Origin of the sequence: Pandoraea captiosa (assembly GCF_902459775.1) — a bacterium.
Classification (GTDB): domain Bacteria; phylum Pseudomonadota; class Gammaproteobacteria; order Burkholderiales; family Burkholderiaceae; genus Pandoraea; species Pandoraea captiosa.
Genome location: NZ_CABPSQ010000006.1, coordinates 218,737 through 244,322, shown reverse-complemented (window position 1 = coordinate 244,322; position 25,586 = coordinate 218,737). Strand labels below are relative to the sequence as shown.

General features: G+C 64.0%; 16 protein-coding genes and 1 pseudogene. 8 read left to right on the top strand and 9 right to left on the bottom strand.

Translation table 11 applies throughout. From position 1 onward, the window contains the following. Nucleotides 1-42: 42 nt before the first annotated feature. The 3 genes from panC to PCA31118_RS17390 all read right to left on the bottom strand — a co-directional run bounded on the left by panC (nucleotide 43) and on the right by PCA31118_RS17390 (nucleotide 2,241). Entirely contained in the window at nucleotides 43-879 is an 837-nt protein-coding gene (gene panC / locus PCA31118_RS17400; RefSeq protein ID WP_150626368.1) for a pantoate--beta-alanine ligase, read from the bottom strand. Nucleotides 880-886: 7 nt separating this feature from the next. Then, nucleotides 887-1,714, bottom strand: coding sequence for a segregation and condensation protein A (locus PCA31118_RS17395; RefSeq protein ID WP_246190292.1), 828 nt, complete (start codon nucleotides 1,712-1,714; stop codon nucleotides 887-889). A gap of 344 nt (nucleotides 1,715-2,058) precedes the next feature. After that, nucleotides 2,059-2,241 (bottom strand): DUF3460 family protein, encoded by a 183-nt coding sequence (locus PCA31118_RS17390; protein WP_044454773.1) that lies wholly within the window; start codon nucleotides 2,239-2,241, stop codon nucleotides 2,059-2,061. Between the two features lie 390 nt (nucleotides 2,242-2,631). Between PCA31118_RS17390 and PCA31118_RS17385 the strand changes: the two genes are divergently transcribed. The 3 genes from PCA31118_RS17385 to bamE all read left to right on the top strand — a co-directional run bounded on the left by PCA31118_RS17385 (nucleotide 2,632) and on the right by bamE (nucleotide 9,332). Continuing rightward, nucleotides 2,632-4,356 (top strand): autotransporter assembly complex protein TamA, encoded by a 1,725-nt coding sequence (locus PCA31118_RS17385; RefSeq protein WP_150626366.1) that lies wholly within the window; start codon nucleotides 2,632-2,634, stop codon nucleotides 4,354-4,356. Next, nucleotides 4,356-8,687, top strand: coding sequence for a translocation/assembly module TamB domain-containing protein (locus PCA31118_RS17380; RefSeq protein WP_150626365.1), 4,332 nt, complete (start codon nucleotides 4,356-4,358; stop codon nucleotides 8,685-8,687). The genes PCA31118_RS17385 and PCA31118_RS17380 overlap by 1 nt, the downstream gene beginning before the upstream one ends. Nucleotides 8,688-8,795: 108 nt before the next feature. Continuing rightward, nucleotides 8,796-9,332 (top strand): outer membrane protein assembly factor BamE domain-containing protein, encoded by a 537-nt coding sequence (bamE, locus tag PCA31118_RS17375; protein WP_150626402.1) that lies wholly within the window; start codon nucleotides 8,796-8,798, stop codon nucleotides 9,330-9,332. Between the two features lie 89 nt (nucleotides 9,333-9,421). On the opposite strand, the gene PCA31118_RS17370 is transcribed toward bamE, so the two are convergent. Continuing rightward, a complete protein-coding gene (locus PCA31118_RS17370; protein ID WP_246190287.1) occupies nucleotides 9,422-9,730 on the bottom strand; it encodes a DUF6356 family protein in 309 nt (102 codons plus the stop codon). A 54-nt stretch (nucleotides 9,731-9,784) separates the two neighbouring features. Between PCA31118_RS17370 and PCA31118_RS17365 the strand changes: the two genes are divergently transcribed. After that, the gene (locus PCA31118_RS17365) at nucleotides 9,785-10,246 is read left to right on the top strand and encodes an Lrp/AsnC family transcriptional regulator (protein ID WP_174990512.1); all 462 of its coding nucleotides are present in this window, start codon (nucleotides 9,785-9,787) and stop codon (nucleotides 10,244-10,246) included. 132 nt (nucleotides 10,247-10,378) lie between these two features. Here the strand turns inward: PCA31118_RS17365 and metG are convergent, their stop codons facing one another. After that, a complete protein-coding gene (gene metG / locus PCA31118_RS17360) occupies nucleotides 10,379-12,520 on the bottom strand; it encodes a methionine--tRNA ligase (RefSeq protein ID WP_150626363.1) in 2,142 nt (713 codons plus the stop codon). 459 nt (nucleotides 12,521-12,979) lie between these two features. Continuing rightward, on the bottom strand, nucleotides 12,980-13,642 hold the full coding sequence (locus PCA31118_RS17355) for a YiaD family glycine zipper/OmpA-like lipoprotein (RefSeq protein ID WP_044454781.1): 663 nt from the start codon (nucleotides 13,640-13,642) through the stop codon (nucleotides 12,980-12,982). Nucleotides 13,643-13,907: 265 nt separating this feature from the next. On the opposite strand from PCA31118_RS17355, the pseudogene apbC reads away from it, so the two are divergent. The 4 genes and pseudogenes from apbC to gltS all read left to right on the top strand — a co-directional run. Further along, nucleotides 13,908-14,999: pseudogene (apbC, locus tag PCA31118_RS17350) on the top strand (iron-sulfur cluster carrier protein ApbC); the annotation flags it as partial. Between the two features lie 112 nt (nucleotides 15,000-15,111). Continuing rightward, on the top strand, nucleotides 15,112-15,681 hold the full coding sequence (gene dcd, locus PCA31118_RS17345; RefSeq protein ID WP_039373928.1) for a dCTP deaminase: 570 nt from the start codon (nucleotides 15,112-15,114) through the stop codon (nucleotides 15,679-15,681). Between the two features lie 105 nt (nucleotides 15,682-15,786). Next, entirely contained in the window at nucleotides 15,787-18,072 is a 2,286-nt protein-coding gene (locus tag PCA31118_RS17340; protein WP_044454786.1) for an arginine/lysine/ornithine decarboxylase, read from the top strand. 373 nt (nucleotides 18,073-18,445) lie between these two features. Next, nucleotides 18,446-19,672 carry a sodium/glutamate symporter gene (gltS, locus tag PCA31118_RS17335; protein WP_150626361.1) on the top strand — a complete coding sequence of 409 codons (1,227 nt, stop codon included), beginning with the start codon at nucleotides 18,446-18,448 and terminating at the stop codon, nucleotides 19,670-19,672. Nucleotides 19,673-19,769: 97 nt separating this feature from the next. On the opposite strand, the gene argH is transcribed toward gltS, so the two are convergent. The 3 genes from argH to ppc form a co-directional block, all read right to left on the bottom strand. Next, nucleotides 19,770-21,167 (bottom strand): argininosuccinate lyase, encoded by a 1,398-nt coding sequence (gene argH / locus PCA31118_RS17330; RefSeq protein WP_044454790.1) that lies wholly within the window; start codon nucleotides 21,165-21,167, stop codon nucleotides 19,770-19,772. A gap of 153 nt (nucleotides 21,168-21,320) precedes the next feature. Then, nucleotides 21,321-22,091, bottom strand: a complete 771-nt coding sequence (gene aroQ / locus PCA31118_RS17325; protein WP_150626360.1) for a gamma subclass chorismate mutase AroQ — start codon at nucleotides 22,089-22,091, stop codon at nucleotides 21,321-21,323. A 361-nt stretch (nucleotides 22,092-22,452) separates the two neighbouring features. Continuing rightward, the gene (gene ppc, locus PCA31118_RS17320; protein ID WP_150626359.1) at nucleotides 22,453-25,533 is read right to left on the bottom strand and encodes a phosphoenolpyruvate carboxylase; all 3,081 of its coding nucleotides are present in this window, start codon (nucleotides 25,531-25,533) and stop codon (nucleotides 22,453-22,455) included. Nucleotides 25,534-25,586 lie beyond the last annotated feature (53 nt).

Genomic DNA, 25,586 nt, shown 5'->3' with positions numbered 1-25,586 from the left:
TCGCACGCGGCCGCCGATCGATCGGGGCCGCGTGCCCGGCACTCAGATTTCGAGATTGTCGATCAGACGTGTCGACCCCAGCTTGGCGGCGGCGAGCACCACCAGACTCTCTGCCGGTGCCGCGCCGGGCGCAGGCACACGCAGATTGGCGCGCTGACGAATCGAGACATAGTCCGGCTTCCAGCCTCGCTCGACCAGCGTCTTCATGGCAGCGGCTTCGAGCGCCGCATAGTCCGTCTTGCCGCCATTCACGTCGTTGCGGATCTCGTTGAGCAGACGGAAGAGCTGCGGCGCTTCGGCGCGTTCGGCCTCCGACAGGTAGCGATTGCGCGAGGACAGGGCAAGACCGTCTTCGGCACGCACCGTCTCCGCGGCGATGATCTCGATCGGCAGTGCAAACTGACGGCACATGCTGCGCACGATCATCAACTGCTGATAATCCTTCTTGCCGAACACGGCCACGCGCGGCTGTACGCACGAGAACAGCTTGGTCACGACGGTGCACACGCCCTTGAAGAAGCCCGGGCGGAATTCCCCTTCGAGGATGTCGCCGAGATCGTGCGGCGGCTCCACACGGTACTCCTGTGGCTCGGGGTACATCTCCTTCTCGTCCGGGGCGAACAGCACGTAGACGTTCTCGCGCGTGAGCTTCTCGACGTCGTCGGCCATCGTACGCGGGTACTTGTCGAAGTCCTCGTTCGGACCGAATTGCAGACGGTTCACGAAGATGCTCGCGACGACCGGGTCGCCGTGCTGGCGCGCCAGTCGCATGAGCGAGAGGTGGCCTTCGTGCAGGTTGCCCATCGTAGGCACGAAGGCGACGCGATTCTGACCGCGCAATTGATCGCGCAGCTCGTGAATCGAGGGAATGACTTTCATGGGGTGCTCAGTTTGGGGTGTAAGTCAGGCGGACGTAGATCGGTGCGAACGGCTCGGCCTGCGTGATCTCAAGCAGCGATTCGCGCGTGAGTTCGAGCATGGCGATGAAGTTGACCACGACCACCGGTACGCCGCGCGTGACGTCGAACAGTTCGGTGAACTCCATGAATCGCGCACCTTGCAGGCGGCGCAGAATCTGGCTCATGTGCTCACGCACCGACAGTTCTTCGCGGGAAATCTTGTGATGCTGGACGAGCTTGGCCCGGCGCAGGACTTCGGCCCACGCTGCGCGAAGGTCCTCGGCGTCCACGTCGGGAAAGCGCGGCTGGAGGCTCTGCTCGATATAGACCTGCGAGCGCAGGAAATCGCGCCCGAGCACCGGCAGCGTATCGAGCTTCTGCGCGGCGAGCTTCATCTGCTCGTACTCGAGCAGACGACGCACCAGTTCGGCACGCGGATCCTCGGCTTCCTCGCCGGTGTCGGCCTTCTTGACCGGCAGCAGCATGCGCGACTTGATCTCGATGAGCATCGCCGCCATGAGCAGATACTCGGACGCGAGTTCGAGATTGGTGCGGCGGATCTGTTCGACGTAAAGCAGATACTGCTTCGTGACCTGCGCCATCGGAATGTCGAGGACGTTGAAGTTCTGCTTGCGGATCAGATACAGCAACAAGTCGAGCGGGCCTTCGAAGGCTTCGAGGAAGATCTCCAGGGCATCCGGCGGGATGTAGAGATCGTTCGGCAGGGCAAAGAGCGGCTCGCCATACAGGCGGGCGCGCGCAACGCCGTCGACCGTGTCGGGCGTTGAGTCCTGGCCGTCTTGCGGGGCCGGCAGTTCCGTGGCGCTGCTGCCTGCGGTTGCGGCACGCCCGTTCGAGGCGGCGGTGGACGCCGCGTGAGCGTCATCCGACGACGGCGCAACGTCAGCCGTCGCGTGCGGCGCGGACGCATCCGCTGCGCTCGGGGCGTCGGCCGGCACACTATCCGACGCATCGCCAGGCGCATGCTCCGGCGCGCTGTCGTCACCATGGCCACGATCGCCGCCATCGCCCGCGTCAGCCGCCATCGCATCGACGTGTTCAGGCGCCGGCACGATCTCGGGGATCGGCTCGGGCGTGAACGACGGATCGTCAGGGGGACTCGGGTTCAATGCGGCACTCGGTGCGGAAACGCCCGGATTTATTCGCCTTGGTAGACGTACGGTTGCTGTGCCACGCGCGATTGCTGCGCACGGTTGCGTTCGTCGAGATCGATCGGCTGCTTGTCCCACAGCAGGGCACGACCCTTGCGCTGCTCCGCTTCCAGCGTCGGCTTTTCGGCCTTGAGTTGCTTGATGAATTGGGTGATGTCGGACTCGTACATGGTCGATTGCTTGAAAAATAGGCAAAAGCGGCACCGTCGCAACGGCGCCAATCGACGCAGATTCTACCGCAAACCCATCGATATTCCCCGTTTTGGACGTTTTGACCAAATTGCCCGGATTTTGGGCGGCGCCGGTGAACTGGCCGAAGGGATATGTTCAAATACGACTCATATACGCATCGCGCGTTGTCCTATTGTGCCATGCTGGCGGGCAGCGTGCGTTCGAGCACTCGCTTCACGCAATATTCACAGCACGCCGGACCACCGGCGGCGATATTTTCAAGGAAGGTTTTGACCGTCTCGCAGATCAAATCCGGACACGACGCCAGTCGTCGCTTCGGCGCGCGCCGCTTGCGCCGCCACTCTTGCCGCCAACCCGCAGTGCGCCTCATGCTGATCGCACTGACCTGCGGCCTGCTCGGGCTGCCGGGCCTCGCACACGCCCAATACCGGGTGCGCGTCGACGCGCCCAAAGACATCGCCAAGCTGCTCAAAGACAACCTGGACGCCGTACGCTATGCCGAGCGCGACGACATCGGCGAGGCGCAATTCGAGCACATCATCGCCACCGTCGGCGAGCAGGTACAGGAACTGACGTCGACGGAAGGTTACTTCTCTCCCGTCACCCATGTGGACGTGGCCACGATCAATGGCAAGCGCGACGTCAATATCAAGGTGGACGCCGGCCCACGCACGCATATCAAGGACGTCGATCTGAAGTTCACCGGCCCGGTCGCAGAGCAGGACCCCCAGCGCGTCACGCAGTTGCGCAGCGCATGGGAACTGCCGGTGGATGCGCCATTTCGCCAGTCCGACTGGGACAAGGCCAAGAACGACACGCTCTTCCAACTCGGTCAGAAGCGCTATCACGCGGCGAAGATGACCTTCTCGCGCGCCGTGGTCGACGCCGACAACGAGAGCGCGTCGCTTGCGGCCACTTACGAAAGCGGCCCGCCGTTCACGCTCGGACCGCTTGTGATCTCCGGCACGCGTCGCTATCCCGAGCAGATCATCCGCAACGTCAATCCGCTGTCCGAGGGGGAGCCCTTCGACGCGGATCGGTTGCAGGAGCTGCAACGCCAGATTCAGGCCACGCCGTACTTCTCGAACGTGATCATTTCCGTGACGGAAGACCCGGCGAAGGCGGAAAACGCGCCCGTCGAGGTTAAGGTGCGCGAGTTCCCCGAGCACCGCGTGCAAAGCGGTGTGGGTTACACCACCGACACCGGCGCGAGCATCAATGGACGCTATTCGTACTACAACCTGTTCGGCAAAGCGTGGACGTTCGATTCGCAGGCGCGCCTGGAGCAGTACCGGCAGGGCGGTTACGCGGAGATCGGCATGCCGCCGGATTCCAGCGCTTACACCAACAGCATGCGAGGGTCGTTCGATCGCACGTATCTGAATGGTCTCGATCAGCGCTCGACGCAGGTCGGTATCAAGCGCGCCCGTTCTCGCGAGCGTTACGACTGGGCCTACACGCTGGACTTTTACCGAACCGACGAGCGCCCCGACGGCGGCGAGCGTTTTCTCAACAAGGCGCTCGTGCCCGCATTCTCGTGGAACCGGCGCGACGTGGACGATCTGATCTTTCCTCGCAAGGGCAATATCATCAATACGCAGATCGGGTTTGCGGCCAAGCCGCTGCTGACCGATCAGAGTTTCGCGCGTCTGTACGGCCGTATCCGACAGTACTTCCCCGTCGGCGAGCGTGACCTTGTACTGGCGCGGCTGGAAATCGGCGCGGTGATCACGAACGGCAACAGCAACCGGATTCCGTCGTCGCTGCTGTTCTTTGCAGGTGGCACGTCGTCGATTCGCGGCTATACGTACCAAAGCATCGGGCGCCAGCAAAACGGCACCACGTTCCCGACGAAATACCTCGGCACCGCCAGCCTGGAGTATCAGCGCTGGTTCACGCGCGACTGGGGCGCGGCGGTGTTCTGGGACGTGGGCACGGCCACGGACGACTATCGCCACCCCACGCCGCTGTATCACGGCGTGGGCGTCGGGGTACGCTGGCGCAGCCCCGTCGGTCCGGTAAATCTCGACATCGGCTATGGCGTACATGACAAGCAGTTCCGCCCGGCCATCTCGTTGGGGGTGGCGTTCTGATGACGACGATGCCTCTGACGCACATAACGCCAGCGATGGCCATGACGGGCGACGCGCGCGGGGACGCACGCGAACCGACCCTGACGCGGCCCGACACGAACGCTGACAACGGTGACTACCCGCCCTCGCCCCCTTCCGGAGATGGCCACACGCCACCTCCGCCTCCGCCGCCTCCGCCGCCTCCGCCGCCTTCGCGCCGCAGCCATTGGGGCCGCATCCTGCTGGGCGCGGCGCTCACGCTCGTGCTCGTCGCGGTACTGGCCATCGGCGCGCTGCTCTGGGCAATGTCGAGCGAGCGCGGGAGCCGCTGGCTGTGGCAGACGGCCGTCTCCACACTGGGCGGCAAGCTCGCCGGCGAGTGGCGCAGCGGAAGCGTGCTGCATGGCTTCACCGTTGGCGACGTGCGCTACGTCGACGGGGCGACCCGCATCACCGTCAGTCGGCTGGAGAGCCGTTGGGCGCTGCGCTGGCGTCCGCTGCATTTCACCGTCGATAAACTGCACGCCGGCGATGTCGAGCTGGCCTTCGCACCGTCGCCGCCGTCGAACACGCCAACGACGATGCCCACCCGTCTGCGTCTGCCGCTGGGTCTGACGTTGAACGACGTGCGCGTGGCGAAGCTCACGCTCCATTCGCCAGCGCTCGTGCTGGAGGACGTTCGCGTCAATGCGCGAAGCGATGGTACGCAGCACACGGTGCAAATCGAGCACGTCGGTACGCCTTACGGCGAGGCGGTCGCCAACGTTCGGTTGAACGGCGAACGTCCGTTTGCGCTGGGCGGCAATATCGGCCTGCAAGCGAAGGCCGGCGACATTCCCGTCGCGTTGAAAGCGGATTTGTCCGGCTCGCTCGACGCCCTCGTCGTCGACCTGACGGCGAGCGGCGAGAAGCTCAACGGCACGGCGCACATTGCGGCGTCGCCGTTCGGTGCGGTGCCGCTCTCACGGGCGCAGATCGCGTTCGATCACATCAATCCGCGCGATTTCGCGCCAAGCGCGCCGCAAGCGGACCTGGCGATACAGGCAGACTTGCGCCCGGAGCCCGGTGCGAAAGTCTTCCGTGTGCTGGGGCCGGTGTCGGTCGTCAATGCCGGGGCGGGCGCGATCGATGCAGGTCGCCTGCCGCTCGAGAGTCTGCGCACGCAGGTGTTGCTCGACGCCACGCGTCAGGCGTTGACCGGTATCGAACTGAAGCTCGCGGGCCGCGCCGTGCTGACCGGCAGCGGGGAACTGCGCCGCGAGACGCTTGCGGCCGGTAGTACGCCTGCAGCGGCTGCGGCATCAGGTGCGAGTGGCGTCAGCGCCGGGACCCACGGCACTACGGCGAGCGCAACGGCGGCGTCGCCGCCCGCAAGGGCGACCGCCGACACCGCCTCAACCAAGACCACGGCCGAGACCGAGACCAAGCCCACGACCGCAGACGCCGTTGTCACCGTGGGTGGTTTCGCCCTCGTGATGCGCGACCTCGACCTGCAAGCGTTGTACGGCAAGCTGCCCGCGACGAAGCTCGGCGGTCCGCTCGACATCAAGCTCGACGCCAGCGGACAACGCATCGCGCTCGATTGGCGCGATGCCGCACGTCGCGTGCTTGCCGACGTCGGCCTCGACGCCAACGGCACCCGAATCCACGCGCTATCGCTCGATGCGGGCAACGGCAAGGTGGCGGCAACGGGCGTGCTGGGCAATGGCGACACCGGTGCCTATCAGGCACAGATCAAGCTCACGCGTTTCGATCCCGCTGCCTGGTACGACCTTTACGGCCCGCCGAAGCGGGGAGCAAAGACGCCTGCCGCGAGCGTGACGGGACAGTTCGACGCACAGGGCGTGCTGCGTCCCGAGTTTGGTCTGGCGTTGAAGTTCGCGTTGCACGACAGCATTTACGCCGATTTGCCGATGAGCGGCGCAGGGACGGTGAAGCTGGCGGGCGCGCGTTTGCTGCCGAGCGATGCGAACCTGCTCGTCGCGGGTAACAAGGTGTCGTTGCGCGGCAGTTTCGGTGCGCCGGGCGACAAGATGGCGGTGAATGTCGATGCGCCGTCGCTCGACAAGCTGGGCTTCGGCCTCGCCGGTCGTCTGCAACTGGACGGGCAGGTGTCGGGCACGATGGAGCGCCCGGCCGTGGTGGCCACGCTCGCGGCCGACAAGCTGGTCTTCGGTGCGCAGAAGCTCGATCATCTGGCGGGCAAAGTGGACGTGAGCGGTGGTTTCCCCGGCGCGGCGGGCGATCGACTCAACGTGACGCTCGATGGTCAGGGTTTCACCAGCCATATCGCCAGGCTAGACAAGCTGTCTCTGGCGCTCGCCGGCACGCGCGGCACACACACCCTGCACCTCAAGGCGACGGGCAAGTTGCGTGAAGCGCCGGTGGACATGAACCTCGATGCCGCAGGCGCCGTGACGAACACACGCGGCAAGCCGGGGTGGAAGGGCACGATCCAGACCCTCGCGAATCGCGGCGTACCGAAGCTCGATCTGGCCTCGCCGTGGCAGGTCGAGGCGAGTGCGGAGCGCGTGCGCCTCGGGGCGGCGAAGCTCGTCACGGGCGCGGGCGCGTTGTCGCTGGCGAACTTCGATTACGGCGACGGGCAACTGAAGACGGCAGGCACGATCGACACGCTGGACATCGCCCAGGTGCTGCGCGTGGTGCAGTCGTTCACGGGCGAGCCGTCGCCGATTGCGAGCGATCTGGTCCTCGACGGCAAATGGAACGTGAGCGCGGGGCAACGGGCCGACGGCTTTGTCGAAGTCGTTCGCCGCAGCGGCGACGTCACTCTGCGTCGCGGTGGCGTGAACGATAGCGTCAAGGTGACGGTCACGGGCATTCCCGGTCTGAGCGCGGAGAAAGGCGGCGTGGGGGCGCGCGTGCCGCTGGGCATTTCGGAGTTGCGCACGCGCGTCGACCTGTCCGGGCAGACGGCCCGCGCGACGGTAAAGGCAGTCTCGTCGCTGGTGGGAACCGTGGATGCGGACGTGCAAGCCGGCCTGCGTGTGCAGGGCGGTATCCCTGACGTGCCCGACGACGCGCCGCTCACCGGACGCATTGCGCTCGCAGTGCCGAACCTGTCGAAGTTCGAAGACCTTGCCGGTGCGCAGTTCAATTTCAAGGGCCGGGCGAATCTGAACGTGACGCTCGCCGGCACGGTTGCCAAGCCTCGCCCCACGGGCCAATTGACTGCCGACGACCTCTCGGTGCAGATGTTCGACACCGGTGTGAGCGTGAAGGACGGCAAGGTCCGCATCGATCTCACCCCCACCGAAATCGTCTTGCGAGATGTGGTCGTCACGGGCGGGGGCGGCGGTACGGCGCGTGCGACGGGCAACATTCGTCTCGACACGCCGGAGCCGACGCTCGGCATCACCCTGAACGCGGACAAGCTGCAACTGTTCGCGGCGCCCGACCGTCAGTTGTCGCTGACCGGCGAGGCCAAGGCGACCGGCAGCGGGGAGGCGATGGCGCTCAACGGCAAGTTCACCGTCGACCGCGCGCGCTTCGCGTTGCCCCCGACGAGCGCGCCCAAGCTCGGTGACGATGTGGTTGTCGTGCGCGGCGGGGCACAGGCCCGCACCAAGCCGCTCGATCCGAAGGATCAGGCCGCGCGAATCGGCGAGCAACCGACCAGCCGCTTCTCGCCGCATATCAATGTCGAGGTGAATCTGGGGCGCGATTTCCGTTTCGTCGGGGCTGGCGCCGATTTGTTGCTGCGCGGGAGCATGCGCGTGCAAAGCGATCCGCTCACGCCCATGCGGGCGACCGGTACCATCACCGTGGCAGAAGGCACATACGAGGCATTCGACCGCAAACTGGCGATCGAGCGCGGCGAAATCAACTTCGTCGGTCCGCTGGACAATCCCAACCTTTACATTCAGGCGATGCGTCGCAATCAGGAAGTAGCGGCCGGGGTGCTCGTGACGGGCACGGTGCGCCAGCCGCGCGTGTCGCTCGTGTCCGAGCCGAGCGTGTCGGACGAAGAGAAACTCTCGTGGCTGATGTTCGGGCATGGTCCGGACGGCGCGGGCCTCGGCCAGCGTCAGGCCATGGCGGGCGCGGCGACCGCACTGCTGGGCGCGACGGGTGGCAAGCGCATCATCAAGGACCTGGGGATCGACGAGTTCAGCATCGGTACCAGCGACTCGGGGCTGCCCGACGACGAGCAGGTCGTGAAGGTGGGCAAGGCGATCTCGGACAACTTTGCGCTGGGATACGAGCAGAGCCTGACGAGCGCCGCGAGTATCGTGAAGATCACGTGGCAGGTGTCGCGTCGCTGGCAGATTGCGCTGCGTACCGGTTCGCTGTCTGGTTTCGACGTGCTGTTCAACCGTCGCTTCGACTGAGGATGGCAAACGTGAAAAGGAGAGGGAACGATGAAATTGACGGAAACGTCGCCGAATCCGGAACGGGGCGCAGATGGCATGCGCCGGGGCCTTCGCTGGGGAGTCGCTATGGGACTGTTTGCGAGTCTGTTGGGATTGTTCGGCTGTGATCAGCAGCAAATCGACAAGGCGCGTGAGAAGGCGCGCGATACGTTCAACGCGGTCAAGCCGGACGACATCCTGCTACGCAACCTTCAACCGGGTGTGACCACCGAAGCGCAGGTGCGTGAGCAGATGGGCAAGCCGGAGATCGTCTGGGAGAACGCGGACGGCTCGCGTCGACTGGAATATCCGCGCGCGCCCGGTGGCCTGAAGACGTACATGGTCGATATCGGCGCCGACGGCACGCTGCGACGCGTGACGCAGGCCCTGTCGGCGGAAAATTTCGAGCAGGTGCGGCCCGGCATGTCGCAGGACGACGTGCGACGTCTGCTGGGCAAACCGACCCGGGTCGAGGAGTACCGTCTCAAGAAGGAGACGGTGTGGAGCTGGCGGTGGCTTGAAGACGGCGTGAATTCGCCGGGCATGTTCAATGCCCACTTCGGCCCGGATGGCCGCGTGACGGTGACCTCGCGTTCACCCGATCCGGCGTCGGAGCGTCCCTGATCGACGCGATGTCCAGGTGACCCGCAATCGCGAAGCATAGTGGATGTGTGACTCACGCATAACGACCCACCCGGTGCTCGCGAAGCGCTTTAGCGCGCGGGCGTTTGCCCGGTCCGCTCGGACCGCGCGACCTGACGATGCCGGTTCGTCACCATCCGTTCGTGCAACCGCACGATGATCTTGCTGCCGGTCTTCTCGAACGCAAACGGCAGCACGGCATGGACCAGACAGGCAAGGCAGGCAACCAGCAGCGGCAGGGCAAAGGACAACGCCGAGCCCAAATGTTGGAGATAGTTTTCGCCGACAGAGGCAGGGTGCTGGGTGAAAATTTTCATGACGACCTCTGTTTTAAGAATGTTTTTGAAGTCTACTGTCGCGCGCGAGGTAAAGGCTTCCAAATAGTTCGTCGAATCGGGTAGGATTTGGAAGAATTTTCCTCTCGGATGGCTATCGTGGACAAAACCGATCTCGCAATTCTCGAAAATCTGCAAACCGATGCCTCGCGCTCGTTAGGCGAGCTTGCCGAGGCGGTGCACCTTTCGCCGACGCCTTGCTGGCGGCGCGTGCAGCGTCTGCGTGAAAACGGGGTGATTACCGGGCAGGTAACGCTTTGCGATCCGCAACAGCTCGACCTGCGCGTGACCGCCTTCGTGTTCATCAAGGCCGCGACCCACAGTGAAGACTGGATGGTGCGTTTCGTGGCCGGTGCCCGCGAGTTGCCCGAAATCGTCGAAATTCACCGCATGGCCGGTGATATCGACTATCTGCTCAAGGTTTATCTGCCGGATATCGCGGCATACGATCGTTTCTACAAGAAGCTCATTCGTGTGGCGGACTTGCAGGACATCAGCGCCAGCTTCTCGATGGAGACGGTGAAGTTCACCACGGCATTGCCGGTCGATCACCTGCGGTAACCCGAGCGTTCGCGTCATCGCCCAAGGGACGCCACAAAGCAAAACACCCCGAGGCCGGGAGACCGGCGCTCGGGGTGTTGCGTTTGCAGCGTATGGTCGTGCGACCGTACGCCACGCGGTTATTTCAGGTGCTCACTTCACGCGCATGCCCGGCTTTGCACCATTGTGCGGCTCGAGAATATAGATGCCCGGTTCGGCCTTCTCGTCGGCAGCCGATGCGGCGAGCACCATGCCTTCGGACATGCCGAACTTCATCTTGCGCGGGGCGAGATTGGCGACCATCACCGTCAACTTGCCGACCAGCACTTCCGGCTGCGGATACGCCGACTTGATGCCGGAGAAGACATTGCGCGTTTGCGCTTCGCCTACGTCGAGCGTGAGTTGCAGCAGCTTGTCCGAGCCGTCCACGGCCTTGCAATCGACGATGCGCGCAATACGCAGATCGATCTTGGCGAAGTCGTCGATGGTGATGATGCCGTCGTCCGCCGCTGCATCGGCGCGCTTGCCGTCACCCTTGCCGTCACCCTTCTCAGCGGACTTTTCCGCCTTGGCCGACTTGTCCTTGCCCTTCGCCTTGGCCGCTGCGGCATCGCCCGCGGGCGCGCTCGCCTGCAAGGAGTCGCGGTTGGCGGCGAGCAGCGCTTCGACCTGCTTGCCTTCGACGCGCGTCATCAGGTGCTTGTAAGCGGTGATGGCGGTGTCGGCGGTGAGCGCGCGCTCGACGTCCTGCCAGGTTTGCGGTGCGATGTTCAGGAACTGCTCCACGGCTTGCGCCGTGGTCGGCAGCACCGGCTTGAGATACAGCGTGAGCAGGCGGAACGCTTCCAGACACACCGAGCACGCTTCGTGCAAGGCGTCCGCCTGCGCCGGATCCTTTGCGAGATCCCACGGTTTGACCGTGTCGACGTAGCCGTTGACGGCGTCGGCCTGTTCCATGACCAGGCGCAGCGCCTTGCCGAATTCGCGACCTTCGTAATAAGTCGCGATCTGCGGTGCAGCGGCGCGGATCTGCTTGAGCAGCGGCGCCTGCATGGCTTGCGCCGACACGCGGCCGTCGAAACGCTTGATGAGGAAACCGGCGGCACGGCTGGCAATATTGACGTACTTGCCGACCAGATCGCTGTTGACGCGCGCGATGAAGTCATCGAGGTTCAGGTCGAGATCTTCCATCGTGTTGCCCAGCTTGGCACCGATGTAATAGCGCAGCCATTCCGGATTCAGTCCGGTGTCGATGAAGCTCTGCGCCGTAATGAACGTGCCGCGCGACTTCGACATTTTTTGACCGTCCACGGTTAGGAAGCCGTGGGCGTACACGTTGGTCGGCGTGCGATGGCCCGAGAATTCGAGCATCGCCGGCCAGAACAGCGTGTGGAAGTACATGATGTCCTTGCCGATGAAGTGGTACTGCTCCGTGGTGGAACCGGGCTTGACCCATTCGTCGAAGTTCAGGCCGCGCTTGGCGCACAGGTTCTTGAAGCTGGCGTAGTAGCCGACCGGTGCGTCCAGCCACACGTAGAAGTACTTGCCCGGCGCGCCCGGAATTTCGAAGCCGAAGTACGGCGCATCGCGCGAGATGTCCCAGTCGGCCAGCGTCGATTCGCCGTCTTCGCCGAGCCATTCCTTCATCTTGTTAGCGGCTTCCGGCTGGGCGAGACCCGACACCCACTTGCGCAGGAACTGCTCGCAACGCTTGTCCGAGAGCCTGAAGAAGTAGTGGGTCGAGGTCTTGCGAATCGGTGTGGCGCCCGAGACGACCGAGTAGGGGTTGAGCAGGTCGGTCGGGGCATAGGTCGAGCCGCAGACTTCGCAGGAGTCGCCGTACTGGTCCTTGGCGCCGCACTTCGGGCATTCGCCCTTGATGAAGCGGTCCGGCAGGAACATTTCCTTGACCGGGTCATACGCCTGTTCGATATCGCGCGCTTCGATCAGACCCTGATCCTTGAGGGCGAGATAGACGTTCTCCGACAGTTCGCGATTCTCTTCGGAATCGGTCGAGTAGTAGTTGTCGAACGAGATGCCGAAGCTGTCGAAGTCGCGCTTGTGTTCCTTCCACACGCGATCGATCAGTTGCTTCGGCGTGAGACCTTCCTTTTCGGCGCGCAGCATGACCGGCGTGCCGTGCGTGTCGTCGGCGCCCACGTAGTACACCTCATGGCCCTGCATTCGCATGAACCGTACCCAGATGTCGGTCTGGATGTACTCCACCAGGTGACCGATGTGGATCTGGCCATTGGCGTACGGCAGTGCGGATGTAACGAGAATGCGGCGGGACATGTGCTTTGACTGTGGTGGGTTGCAGGATGCAGGAAAGGACGATTCTAGCAGGCGGGCCGGGTTGACGCCCAAATGGGTATCGCTCGCGGGGAAGCCGTCCGCATCTACGCGGACCCGACGTATGCCCCGCGCCGTCTGCGCCCTATACCCCGCCTGCGCTTGCCGAGCGGCCAAAAAAAAGCCGGAACGAGGTTCCGGCATAACTAGGCACACGTAACGTCAATAACAAAGAGGAGATGGAAGCACCCACGGTAGGCACTTCCGAAGGGTCTGAGCGATCGCATGCGGGATTAGTTCAACCGATGTGCCGACTTTCGATGCTGCGTCGCAACATGCGCTCGGCAGGGGGCAGGGGGCAGGGGCAGGGCCGCCGACAAACGCATGCCCGGCGGACCGGGCATGCATTCGTACGGGTAAAGCGAGTCGGACAGGATGTCGGACGGGAGCCGGGTGGGGCGATCAGCCGCGCGGCGCCTGCTGCTGTTGCGGCGCCTGAAGCAGGATTTCCACGCGACGGTTCTGGGCGCGGCCTTCCGCCGTGGCGTCCGAGGCGACCGGCTGGCTCGAGCCGACGCCGACACCTTGCAGACGACGGGCGTCCACCCCGCGGCTGGTCAGGAACTGGATGACACTGTTCGCCCGGTTTTGGGACAGCGGAATGTTGATCTTGTCGCCACCGGTGCTGTCGGTGTGCCCGATGACACGTGCCGTAATGCCCGGATTCTGGTTCATCGAATTGGCCAGATCGGTGAGCACCGCCGCGAAATTCGGCTTGATGGCGTATTGGTTGGTGTCGAACGTCACGTCGCTCGGCACGTTGACCTGAAGCTGGCCGTCCGGACGCTCCGAGATCTGGGTGCCCGTGCCGGCCGTATGACCGCCCAGCGCATTCTTGATCGACTGCCAGTTGTAGCCGGTGGCGCCGCCGGCGGCCGCGCCTACCGCAGCACCGATCAGGGTGCCCGTGGTGTTGCCACCGATGAGGTTGCCCAGGCCCGCCCCGACCGCCGCACCGACACCGGTGCCGACCGCCGTGTTGGTGCCTTGCTGCGTCTGGCATCCGGCGAGCATGGCAGCGGCGACCAGTACGAGCGCGGAGGCGCGCAGAGTATTCTTCTTCATTTGAGGCTCCTTATCGATTAGCTAGCTGTGATGAAACACGCGTAAGCACTTCGTCGAAGCACGCGCGCGCCGCAGGGGTTTTGATCCTGACGGCGCGGCGTCTTTTACAATAGCGCTGAGCTTCAACCGCAGGCAAGGACAAATTGCCGCGACGGCTGGTTCCCCATAACACGCGCGCCTCGAATGCTAGTCGAGAGCGTGCGCCACGGTTGTTACAAGTTGTTAGCGCTACGCCGGGCTTTCCCGGCGCGCCTCGACACAGCGAGAGACCCACATGGAAGTCGCCCAAATCAATGAAGTGCTGCGTGGCATCGTCGACCCGGATACGGGCCTGGACCTGATCGCCGGGAAGTATGTCAAGGAAGTCGCGGCCGAACACGGTCACGTCGGCATCAAGATCGAATTCGGTTATCCCGCCAAGAGTCAGTTCGAAGCGATGCGCACGCGAATTGCCGAGGCCGTCGGCAAGCTGCCCGGCGTCGAGCGCGTGGCCGTCGAAATCGGCCAGAAGATCGTATCGCACGCCGTTCAACGCGGGGTGAAGCTCCTTCCCAATGTCAAGAACATCGTGGCGGTGGCCTCCGGCAAGGGCGGCGTGGGCAAGAGCACCACGGCCGTGAATCTCGCGCTGGCGCTCGCCGCCGAAGGCGCCAATGTCGGGATTCTCGATGCCGACATCTACGGCCCGTCGCTGCCCACCCTGCTGGGCATCCACGGCAAACCCGAGTCGAAGGACGGCAAGACGCTCGAACCGATGCAGGGGCATGGTCTGCAAGCGAGCTCCATCGGTTTCCTGATCGAGCCGGACAACCCCATGGTCTGGCGCGGCCCCATGGTCACGCAGGCGCTCGAACAGTTGCTCAACCAGACGAACTGGCACGACCTCGACTACCTGATCGTCGACATGCCGCCGGGCACGGGCGACATTCAGCTCACGCTCGCGCAGAAGGTGCCGGTCACGGGCGCGGTCATCGTCACCACGCCGCAGGACCTGGCGCTGCTCGACGCGCGCAAGGGTCTCAAGATGTTCGAGAAGGTCGGCGTACCGATCCTGGGGCTGATCGAAAACATGAGCCTGCACATTTGCTCGAACTGCGGTCACGAAGAGCCGATCTTCGGCGTGGGCGGCGGCGAGCGCATGAGCCACGATTTCGATGTCGACCTGCTGGGCAAGCTGCCGCTGGAGATGAGCATTCGCGTGCACGCCGACGCGGGTATGCCGAGCGTGGTGGGCGACCCGGACGGTCGTGTGGCCGAGCTGTACAAGGGCATCGCCCGCAAGGTCGCGGTAAAGATCGCGGCGAAGCAGAAGGACATGACCAGCAAGTTCCCGTCCATCGTCGTTCAGAACACGTAAGGACCGGGGGCAGCGGCCCGCGCGGGGCGGTGCGAGTGAAAACATCACCGCACCGCAACAATCGCGTAAAATACGCCCACTTTTTACGTACTACCCCAATTCAGGCCCAGACATGAGCATCAAGTCCGACAAATGGATCCGGCGCATGGCCGAAGAGCACGGCATGATCGAGCCCTTCGAACCGTCGCAGATCCGGTATTCCCAGGACGGGCAAAAGATCGTCAGCTACGGCACGTCGAGCTACGGCTACGACATTCGCTGTGCGCCTGAATTCAAGGTCTTCACCAACATCAACTCGACCATCGTCGATCCGAAGAACTTCGACGAGAAGTCCTTCGTCGACGTCGAGAGCGATGTGTGCATCATTCCGCCGAACTCGTTCGCGCTCGCGCGCACCGTCGAGTACTTCCGCATTCCGCGCAGCGTACTGACCGTGTGTCTGGGCAAGTCGACGTATGCCCGCTGCGGCATCATCGTGAACGTGACGCCGTTCGAACCCGAATGGGAGGGATACGTGACCCTGGAATTCTCGAACACGACACCGCTGCCGGCCAAGATCTACGCCAACGAAGGCGTGGCTCAGGTGCTGTTCTTCGAATCCGACGAAGTCTGTGAGACCTCGTACAAGGATCGCGGCGGCAAGTACCAGGGCCAGCGTGGTGTCACGCTGCCGAAAACCTAGCCTGTCAGGCTCGCACTCGCCGCCGGTGAGCACCCTACATTTCGCAATGCCCCAGAGCCACGGCCATGTCGGACCGTGGCTCGTTCTTTTGTCGAAGGAACGCCAATGAAATTCCGTTTTCCGATCGTCATCATCGACGAGGACTTCCGCTCCGAAAACATCTCCGGATCCGGGATTCGCTCTTTGGCGGAGGCTATCGAAGCCGAGGGCATGGAAGTCAACGGTCTCACCAGCTACGGTGACCTGACCTCGTTCGCGCAGCAGGCAAGCCGCGCGTCGAGCTTCATCCTGTCCATCGACGACGATGAGTTCGGCACGTTCTCGAGCGAAGCGGGCGGCGAAGGCGAGGGCGAGCTGGCGCTGGCCATCATCAACCTGCGTGCCTTCGTGCAGGAAGTGCGCCGCCGCAATCCGGACATTCCGATTTTCCTGTACGGCGAGACGCGCACGTCGCGCCACATCCCGAACGACATCCTGCGTGAGCTGCACGGCTTCATTCACATGTTCGAAGACACGCCGGAGTTCGTGGCGCGTCACATCATCCGTGAAGCCAAGTCCTACCTCGACTCGTTGCCGCCGCCGTTCTTCCGCTCCCTCACGCATTACGCGGCAGACGGTTCGTATTCGTGGCACTGCCCGGGGCACTCGGGGGGCGTGGCGTTCCTGAAGAGCCCGGTGGGACAGATGTTCCACCAGTTCTTCGGCGAGAACATGCTGCGTGCCGACGTTTGCAACGCGGTGGAAGAGCTGGGGCAGTTGCTCGATCACAACGGCCCGGTGGGCGCTTCCGAGCGCAACGCGGCGCGCATTTTCAACGCCGACCACCTCTTTTTCGTGACGAACGGCACGTCGACGTCGAACAAGATCGTGTGGCATGCGACCGTCGCCCCGGGCGACATCGTCGTGGTCGACCGCAACTGTCACAAGTCGATCCTGCACGCGATCACCATGACGGGGGCCGTGCCGGTGTTTCTCACGCCGACGCGTAACCACCTCGGCATCATCGGCCCGATTCCGAAGTCCGAGTTCGAGCCCGAAGTCATTCGCGCCAAGATCGAAGCGAACCCGTTCGCCCGCGAGGTGCTGGAGCGTGACCCGAACGCCAAGCCGCGCATTCTCACGATTACGCAGAGTACGTACGACGGTGTGATCTACAACGTCGAAATGATCAAGGACGTGCTGGGCAACAACATCGACACGCTGCACTTCGACGAAGCGTGGCTGCCGCACGCCGCGTTCCACGAGTTCTATCGCGACATGCACGCGATCGGCGAAGGCCGTCCGCGCTCGTCGGAAGCCACGATCTATGCCACGCACTCCACGCACAAGCTGCTCGCCGGGATCTCCCAGGCCTCGCAGATCGTGGTGCAGGACTCGGACGCGCGCACGTTCGACACGTACCGCTTCAACGAGGCGTATCTGATGCATACGTCGACCTCGCCACAGTACGCGATCATCGCGTCGTGCGACGTGGCGGCCGCGATGATGGAGCCGCCGGGCGGCACGGCGCTGGTGGAAGAGTCGATCGTCGAGGCGCTGGACTTCCGTCGCGCCATGCGCAAGGTGGACGCGGAGTACGGCGATTCCTGGTGGTTCTCGGTCTGGGGCCCGGAGCATCTGGGCGACGAAGGCACGATTCAGCGCGAAGACTGGGTGCTGCGCGCGAACGAACGCTGGCACGGCTTTGGCGATCTGGCCGATGGCTTCAACATGCTCGACCCGATCAAGGCAACGATCATCACGCCGGGACTCGACGTGGACGGCGAGTTCGGCGAGAGCGGCATTCCGGCGGCCATCGTCACGAAGTATCTCGCCGAGCACGGCATCATCGTCGAGAAGACCGGCCTGTATTCGTTCTTCATCATGTTCACCATCGGCATCACCAAGGGCCGATGGAACTCGATGCTGACCGAGTTGCAGCAGTTCAAGGACGACTACGATCACAACCGCCCGCTGTGGCGCGTGCTGCCGGAATTCGTAGCGCAATTCCCGCGCTATGAGCGCATTGGCCTGCGCGATCTGTGCGATCAGATTCATAGCGTCTACAAGGCGAACGATGTGGCGCGCGTGACGACCGAAATGTATCTCTCGGACATGCAGCCGGCCATGAAGCCGACGGATGCCTTCGCCAAGCTGGCGCACCGCCAGATCGACCGGGTGCCCATCGACGAACTCGAAGGCCGCGTGACGAGCGTGCTGCTCACGCCGTACCCGCCGGGCATTCCGCTGCTCATTCCGGGCGAGCGTTTCAACGCTGCGATCATCGAGTATCTGCGTTTCGCGCGTGACTTCAACGAACGCTTCCCGGGCTTCCATACCGATATCCACGGTCTGGTCGTCGAGGAAGTGGACGGGCGCCCCGAGTACTTCGTGGATTGCGTGCGTCAGTAAGCGCGTCGGCAGCGCGTGTATCGCGCGCGGATGCCTGACAACGCGGCCTCGTGTGAAAGCACGAGGCCGTTTTGCTTTGGCGACGTGCACGACGTGCGCGGCATGCACGGTGATTGGCGCAATGCCGCTTACGCGAATTTCGGTCGATGGAATTTCAATTAGCGCTCATACGCGTGGCGCGTACACTCGCTGGCGTTCCGAAGCGACACGCAACTTGCAGTGAAAGTACGCCAAATTCCACCAAATCGATGTGACGTAACGCAAAACGCAGGTTTTGTGGGGAAGCTCGACTTCACATTGTTTGGGACTTTTCCCGCAAATTCATGCGGTGACGGTTGCTACACTCGTCGCACTTTTGTCGCGGGGGAGAGGCATGGAAATCACCAGAGAATTCGCGTTCGGTACGTACGGCACGCTTGTGTGCGCGACGTTGGTGTTGTTGCTCGGACGTAAGCTGGTCGAATGGTTTGGTCCGTTACGTACGTACAGCATTCCGGAGCCGGTGGCGGCGGGACTGCTCGTTGCGCTCGGCACGCTGACGTTGCGCGAATTTGCCGACATCGAGCTGAAGTTCGATACGACGTTGCAGGGGCCGCTGATGCTGGCGTTTTTCGCGACGATCGGCCTGTCGGCGAACCTGGCCAGCCTGAAAGCGGGCGGCAGGCGGCTGGTGTTGTTTCTGGGCATCGTGGCGGCCATGCTGGTGATGCAGAACGCCATCGGGTTGAGCCTTGCGATGGCGATGGGGCTGCCGCCGGGCGTCGGGTTGCTGGGCGGGTCGATCACGCTGGCAGGTGGGCACGGCACGGGGGCCGCGTGGGGCGAGACCCTCACCGAGCGTTACGGCGTGCAGTCGGCGCTCGAAATCGCGATGGCGTGCGCCACCTTCGGGCTGGTACTCGGCGGCCTGCTTGGCGGGCCGGTCGCCCGTTATCTGGTGAGCCGCCTGGGGCGCTCCGGGGGCGGCGCGCCCGGTGTCGATGCCGCGAAGGACACCGCGCCTGAAGGATTCGAACAGCCGCATACGGTGCGCCTCATCACCGCCCAGGCGCTGATCGAGACGGTTGCGATGATTGCCATCTGTCTGCTCGGCGGCGAGATCATTGCGCGCGGGTTGTCGGGCACCGCCTTCGAATTGCCGACGTTCGTGTGCGTGCTGTTTACCGGCGTGGTGGTGCGCAACGTACTGTCGCTTGTCGGATACGAAGTGTTCGAGCGCTCGCTCTCGGTGTTGGGCAACGTCAGCCTCTCGCTGTTTCTCGCGATGGCGCTCATGACGCTGCGCTTGTGGGATCTCTCGACGCTTGCCCTGCCGATCGTCGTGATTCTCGTCGTGCAGGCAGTGGCGATGGCCGCATTCGCCATCTTCGTGACGTTTCGCGTCATGGGGTGCAACTACGACGCCGCTGTGCTCGCTGCGGGGCACTGCGGGTTCGGTCTGGGGGCGACGCCCACGGCCATTGCCAACATGCAGGCGGTGACCGAGCGCTTCGGCCCCTCGCATATTGCTTTCCTGATCGTGCCGATGGTCGGCGCATTCTTCATCGATATTCTCAACGCACTCGTCATCAAAGGCTTTCTGTCGTTGCCCGTGTTCTGAGACGTCGGGCGCACCGGCCAAAAAAAATGCCACCTGAGGTGGCATTTTTCATTGGCGAAGCTGACGCCGTCGAGCGGTAGACGCCTATTTGGCAAGATTACTTGGCGAGCTTCGCGCGGGCGGCCGCAATGGCGCGCTGCACTTGCGCCGGGGCGGTGCCGCCAATGTGGTTACGGCTGGCGACGGAGCCTTCGAGCGTCAGGTATTCGAAGACGTCTTCGCCGACGAGCGGCGAGAACTTCTGCAACTCGGCAAGCGACAGGTCGGCCAGATCGATGTCGCGATCCGAACAGATCTTCACCGCGTGCGCGACGATCTCGTGAGCATCGCGGAACGGCAGCCCCTTCTTCACCAGGTAGTCGGCCAGGTCGGTGGCCGTCGAGAAGCCCTGCAATGCAGCGTTGCGCATGTTGGCTTCGCGCACCTTGATGCCCGGCACCATGTCGGCAAAAATGCGCAGCGTATCGATCACGGTATCGACCGTGTCGAACAGCGGCTCCTTGTCTTCCTGATTGTCCTTGTTGTACGCGAGCGGCTGGCCCTTCATCAGCGTGAGCAACGCGATCAGATGGCCATTGACGCGGCCGGTCTTGCCGCGAGCCAGTTCGGGCACGTCCGGGTTCTTCTTCTGCGGCATGATCGAGCTGCCCGTGCAGAAACGGTCGGCCAGATCGATGAAGCCCACGCGCGGGCTCATCCACAACACCAGCTCTTCCGAGAAGCGCGAGACGTGCGTCATCACGAGGGCGGCGGCGGCGGTGAATTCGATGGCGAAGTCGCGATCCGACACGGCGTCGAGCGAGTTCGTGCAGACGTCCTCGAAACCGAGCGTCGCGGCCACGCGCTCACGGTCGATCGGGTAGCTCGTGCCGGCCAGTGCGGCCGCGCCCAGCGGCAGACGGTTCACGCGGCGGCGCACGTCGAGCATGCGCTCGGCATCGCGGCTGAACATCTCGAAGTAGGCCATCAGGTGATGACCGAACGTCACGGGCTGCGCGACTTGCAGATGCGTGAAGCCCGGCAGGATCGTGGCGCTGTGCTGTTCGGCCAGATCGAGCAGGGCGCGGCGCAGGTCGCCGAGGTGCTTGCCGATGGTGTCGATTTCGCTGCGCAGCCACAGGCGGATGTCGGTCGCGACCTGATCGTTGCGCGAACGGCCGGTGTGCAGACGCTTGCCGGCGTCGCCGATCAGGGCGGTCAGGCGCGCTTCGATGTTGAGGTGAACGTCCTCGAGATCCAGTTGCCACTCGAACTGACCGCCCTCGATCTCGCTGCGAATCTGCGTCATGCCGCGCTGAATGTCAGCCAGATCCTGTGCGCTGATGATGCCTTGCGCGGCCAGCATGTCGGCGTGAGCGAGCGAGCCCTCGATGTCGAACAGCGCAAGTCGCTTGTCGAAAAAGACCGACGCGGTGTAGCGCTTGACGAGATCGGAAACGGGTTCGGAAAAGCGTGCCGACCAGGCTTCGCCTTTCTTGTGGAGTTGGGAGGTCATTGTCGTAGCGTGGCTAGTCGTGGGGCCCGTGCTGGCCCGTTGGCGCAAACCGTGGCAAAGCACGGCAAACCGCAATTATACAGCCCCGGCGGGCACGCTACGACAGGCATCGGCCGAAGGGCCGCGCGACACGGACGCGCCCGTCGTCGCGTCTCAATTCACCCGCGACAGCGTCCACACCCGTGGGGGCGCGGACAGGCACAGGCCGGAGGTCGCTTCGTCGAATGCCGCGCGCTGCAGCGCTTCGAGCTTTGCCGTTCTGGCGATACGCTCGCGCGCCTGATGGATGCGGGCCAGACGCGACGGATCGTCCGGCAGCGCACACAGACGTCCGAGGTCGTGCATCAGCGACGTGCCGAGTTTGTCGAGCGCCGGTCGCAGCCGGGTGGCCAGATCGACCGGTTCGCCCGGCGCATGGCCGTCGCGGGTCCAGCGGGCGAGCAGGGCCGTTTGCACCAGCTTGCCCGCTTCGATCTGAAGGCGGAAGAAGGTGCGGGCCTGTGCCGGCGTCAGGCCGAACTGCGGTGCGCGCTCGGCCATGCTGTCTAGCAGTGCCTGCTCACGAGGCGTGTCTTGCACCGGCTTGCCCGAGGCGTACTTGTTGCGCGCCACGGCCTCGCTGATGGCCAGACGTTTGAGGATGCCGTTCATCAGCGGATCGAGCACCGGATCGACGATCTGTCGCGGTTTGGCCGGTTGCGCTGCCTGCGAAGGCGAAGCGGCCAGCGCCTGCGAGACCAGACGCACCGCAACGCCCCGCACGCCGTGCGGTGCGGCCGCCAGCGTGTGCGTGACGGGGGTTCCTGCGTCCTGCTCCGGGAATGCGGTTTCCGACGGGGCGGCCTGGGCGCCCGCGCAAACGGCGAGAAAGGTGAGGAGCGCGAGGCGCTTTGGAAGGGCGGGAAGGGCGGGAAGGGCGGTCACGAACCGGGCTGCCCGCCGTGTAAAGGTTCTCAATACCGATGAAGCATGTGCGGTGAAGCGAGTCGATCGGGCGGAAAGAGCGGAACGAGCGCGTTTTAACGGTCGTGTGGTCGAGTCGGATTGCATGATGGATTGGCCCCCCGGCAGCCATCGGGTCGAATGCGTCGAAATATACCGTTCTATCGGTCCCCTGTCGTTGGGGAGATTCCCAAGGATCGATGCAACGATCCCTGGGAATTTACACCGCGATGCGTCCGTCCTCCGTCACTTTCCCGTGCGGCGGAGTGCCGGGACCGGGCTGCCGCTTGGGGCGACGTCAGCCGGCATTCAGACGTTACTCAGTCGGTAGTCGGCCGATCTTTCAGCCGGTATTACGCAAGCCCGCTGCAATCCCGTTGATGGACAGATGAATGCCGCGACGTGCGCGCTCGTCCGATTCCCCTGCGCGATGCCGGCGCAGCAACTCGACTTGCAAGTGATTGAGCGGGTCGAGATACGGGAAGCGGTTCTTGATCGAGCGGGCGAGCAGCGGGTTGTCCGCCAGACGCTCCTCATGGCCTGTAATGAGCGCCAACGCTTGCGACGTGCTTTGCCACTCCGCCACGATCCGACTGAACACACGCTTGCGCAGCTTCTCGTCCGGCACCAGCTCCGCGTAACGCGACGCCACCGCCAGATCCGTCTTCGCAAGCACCATGTCCATGTTCGAGAGCAGATTCGCGAAGAACGGCCAGCGCTTGACCATCTGACGCAAGGTGTCCAGACGCTTGTCGCGACCGGCGGCGGCCGCCTTGCTGCCGTCGCCGTCCAGATACGCGCTCACGGCGCTGCCGAAGCCGTACCAGCCGGTGAGCAGCAGACGGCACTGCCCCCAGGAGAATCCCCACGGAATGGCGCGCAGATCTTCAATGCGGCGATGCTTCGGATCGGAGAACTTGCGCGAGGCCGGGCGCGAGCCGATGTTGAGTTCGGCGATCTCCGCAATCGGCGTTGCCGAGAAGAAGTAATCGGTGAAGCCGGGGGTCTCGTAGACGAGATCGCGATAGGCCGCGAACGCCGTATCGGAGAGCTGCTGCATGACCGCCTCATAGGCGGCCAGACGCGGCGGCTGATTGCGGCTCGGCAGCAGGGTCGCTTCGAGCGTTGCGGCGACGATCGTCTCCAGATTGCGGCGCCCGATTTCCGGGTTGGCAAACTTGCTCGCGATGATTTCGCCCTGCTCGGTCAGACGGATCTGGCCGTTCACCGTCCCCGGCGGCTGCGAGAGGATGGCCTGATAGGTCGGGCCACCGCCGCGCCCCACCGTGCCGCCCCGACCGTGAAACAGCCGCAGGCGAATGCCCTTCTCCTCGAACAGACGCACCAGCGCGAGTTCCGCCTTGTACAGCTCCCAGTTGGAGGTGAGGAAGCCGCCGTCCTTGTTGCTGTCGGAGTAGCCGAGCATGACTTCCTGCTCGCCGCCTTGCGCCGTCACGACGTCGGACATGCCCGGAATGTCGAAGAACTCGCGCATGATGACCGGCGCGTTGCGCAAGTCGGCGATCGTCTCGAACAGCGGGATGACCATCGCGCCGACCTTGGGCTCGACGTGTCGGCTGCTGCCATTGCCGCCATCGACTGCATTGCCCGCATTGCCCGCATTGCCGAGCGCACCCTGAAAGAGTCCCGTCTCCTTTTGCAGCAGCATCACCTCCACCAGATCGCTCACGGTTTCCGTATGCGAAATGATGTAGTTGCGCACTGCGCGTGCGCCGAACCGGGCGCGGATGTCGCGGGCCGCGGCAAACACGGCGAGTTCGTCGCGCGTGCGTTGCGAGTACTCGAGATACGGGGAGAAGAGGGGACGCGCCTCACGCAATTCGCGTAGCAGCAGTGCCAGCTTTTCGCTTTCGTCGAGCTTCGCGTAATGCATCTCGACGCCAGCTTTCGCAAACAACTCCGCAATGACCGCTTCGTGAACGTCCGAACTTTGGCGCAGGTCGATGCTTGCGAGGTGGAAGCCAAACACTTCGGCCGCACGCACCAGCGGCCCGAGGCGCTGCGAGATGAGCGCGCCGCCGTGATGCGCCATGAGCGAGGCGACGACCGTATTCAGATCGGAGATGAACTCGCTGGCGTCGAGGTAGGGGCTGGCGTTGCCCACCGCGCCGCGATGCGGCACGTGACCGACCCATTCGCGCGCGGTCGCAGCCAGTCGCGCGTACACGCCGATCAGCGCGCGTCGATAGGGCTCGTCGGTGCGGTGCGGCGAGTCGTCCGGCGAGCGGCGCGCGAGCGTGAGCAGGGCGTCGCTCGCACCGGCGAGCAGATGCGACACGGATAGCTCGGCACCCAGCAAATGCACCTGTTCGAGATAGTGCGCAAAGATTTCCGTGGCCTGACGTGTGATCGCCAGTCGCAGCGTCTGCGCCGTGACGTTCGGGTTGCCGTCGCGATCGCCGCCGATCCAGCTTCCCATTTGCAGGAAACGTCCGAGACCTTCGGAACGCACGCTCGGCACGGCGTCGTGCAGCTCGGCCGCAACGTCGTCGTAAAGCGCCGGGATTTCGGACAGGAACGTGCTGCGGTAATACGACAGCGCATTTTCGATTTCGTCGGCCACCGTCAGACGTGAGCTACGCAGCATGCGTGTCTGCCAAAGTGTGGTGACGTAGGCGCGCATCGATTCCGTATTGCGCGCCGATTCACGCTCGGTCAGGGCATCGTCACGATGTTCGAGCAGGCGGGCAATTTCGCGCTCGGCATCGAGAATGCTCTTGCGCTGGACTTCGGTGGGATGCGCGGTGAGCACCGGCACGATGAGGGCGCTGGCGAAGAAGGCTTGCAGCGTGGCGGGATCGTCGCGGCCGGCGTCCTTCAGGCTTTGCAGGGCGGCGCTCAGGCTGCCCGGCTGTGGGCGGCTGCCTGCGAGCGCGTGCACGCGGCGGCGGCGGTTGTGGTGACGATCCTCGGCGATGTTGGCCAGATGCGAGAAGTAGCTAAACGCCCGCACGACCTGAATGGCATGCTCGTTGGTCAGGCCGTTGAGCAGCTTGTCCAGCGCTTTGGCGGCGCTGCGATCGCCTTCGCGGTGAAATCGAACGGCGTTCTGGCGAATCGTCTCGACCAGATCGAAGGCGTCGCTGCCTTGTTGCTCGCGCAGCACGTCGCCAAGCAGGCGGCCGAGGAAGCGGATGTCCTCACGCAGCGGCGCGTCCTTGTCTTCGCGCGAGCGGCGGGCCTTGGGGCTGGCGGCAGTCTGTCCCGCGACCTTCGGCACCACGATCGCCGATGCGGACTTGTCCGCGCCGTTGAGCGCAGTGCCCGAGCGCGGCTGACGCACTGTGCGCGACGGCGTGGGTGGAGGGGATGAAACCGCGGCTGCTGCTTTCGCGGGGGACGTCTTGCCGACCGACTTGGCGAGGCCCTCTTTCGGGGCTTTTGCCTTTGCGCTGCTCTTCATGTCACTCCTCTCGCGACCCGCCGTTCGGGCCGGTCAAGCGTGTTACCATTTTT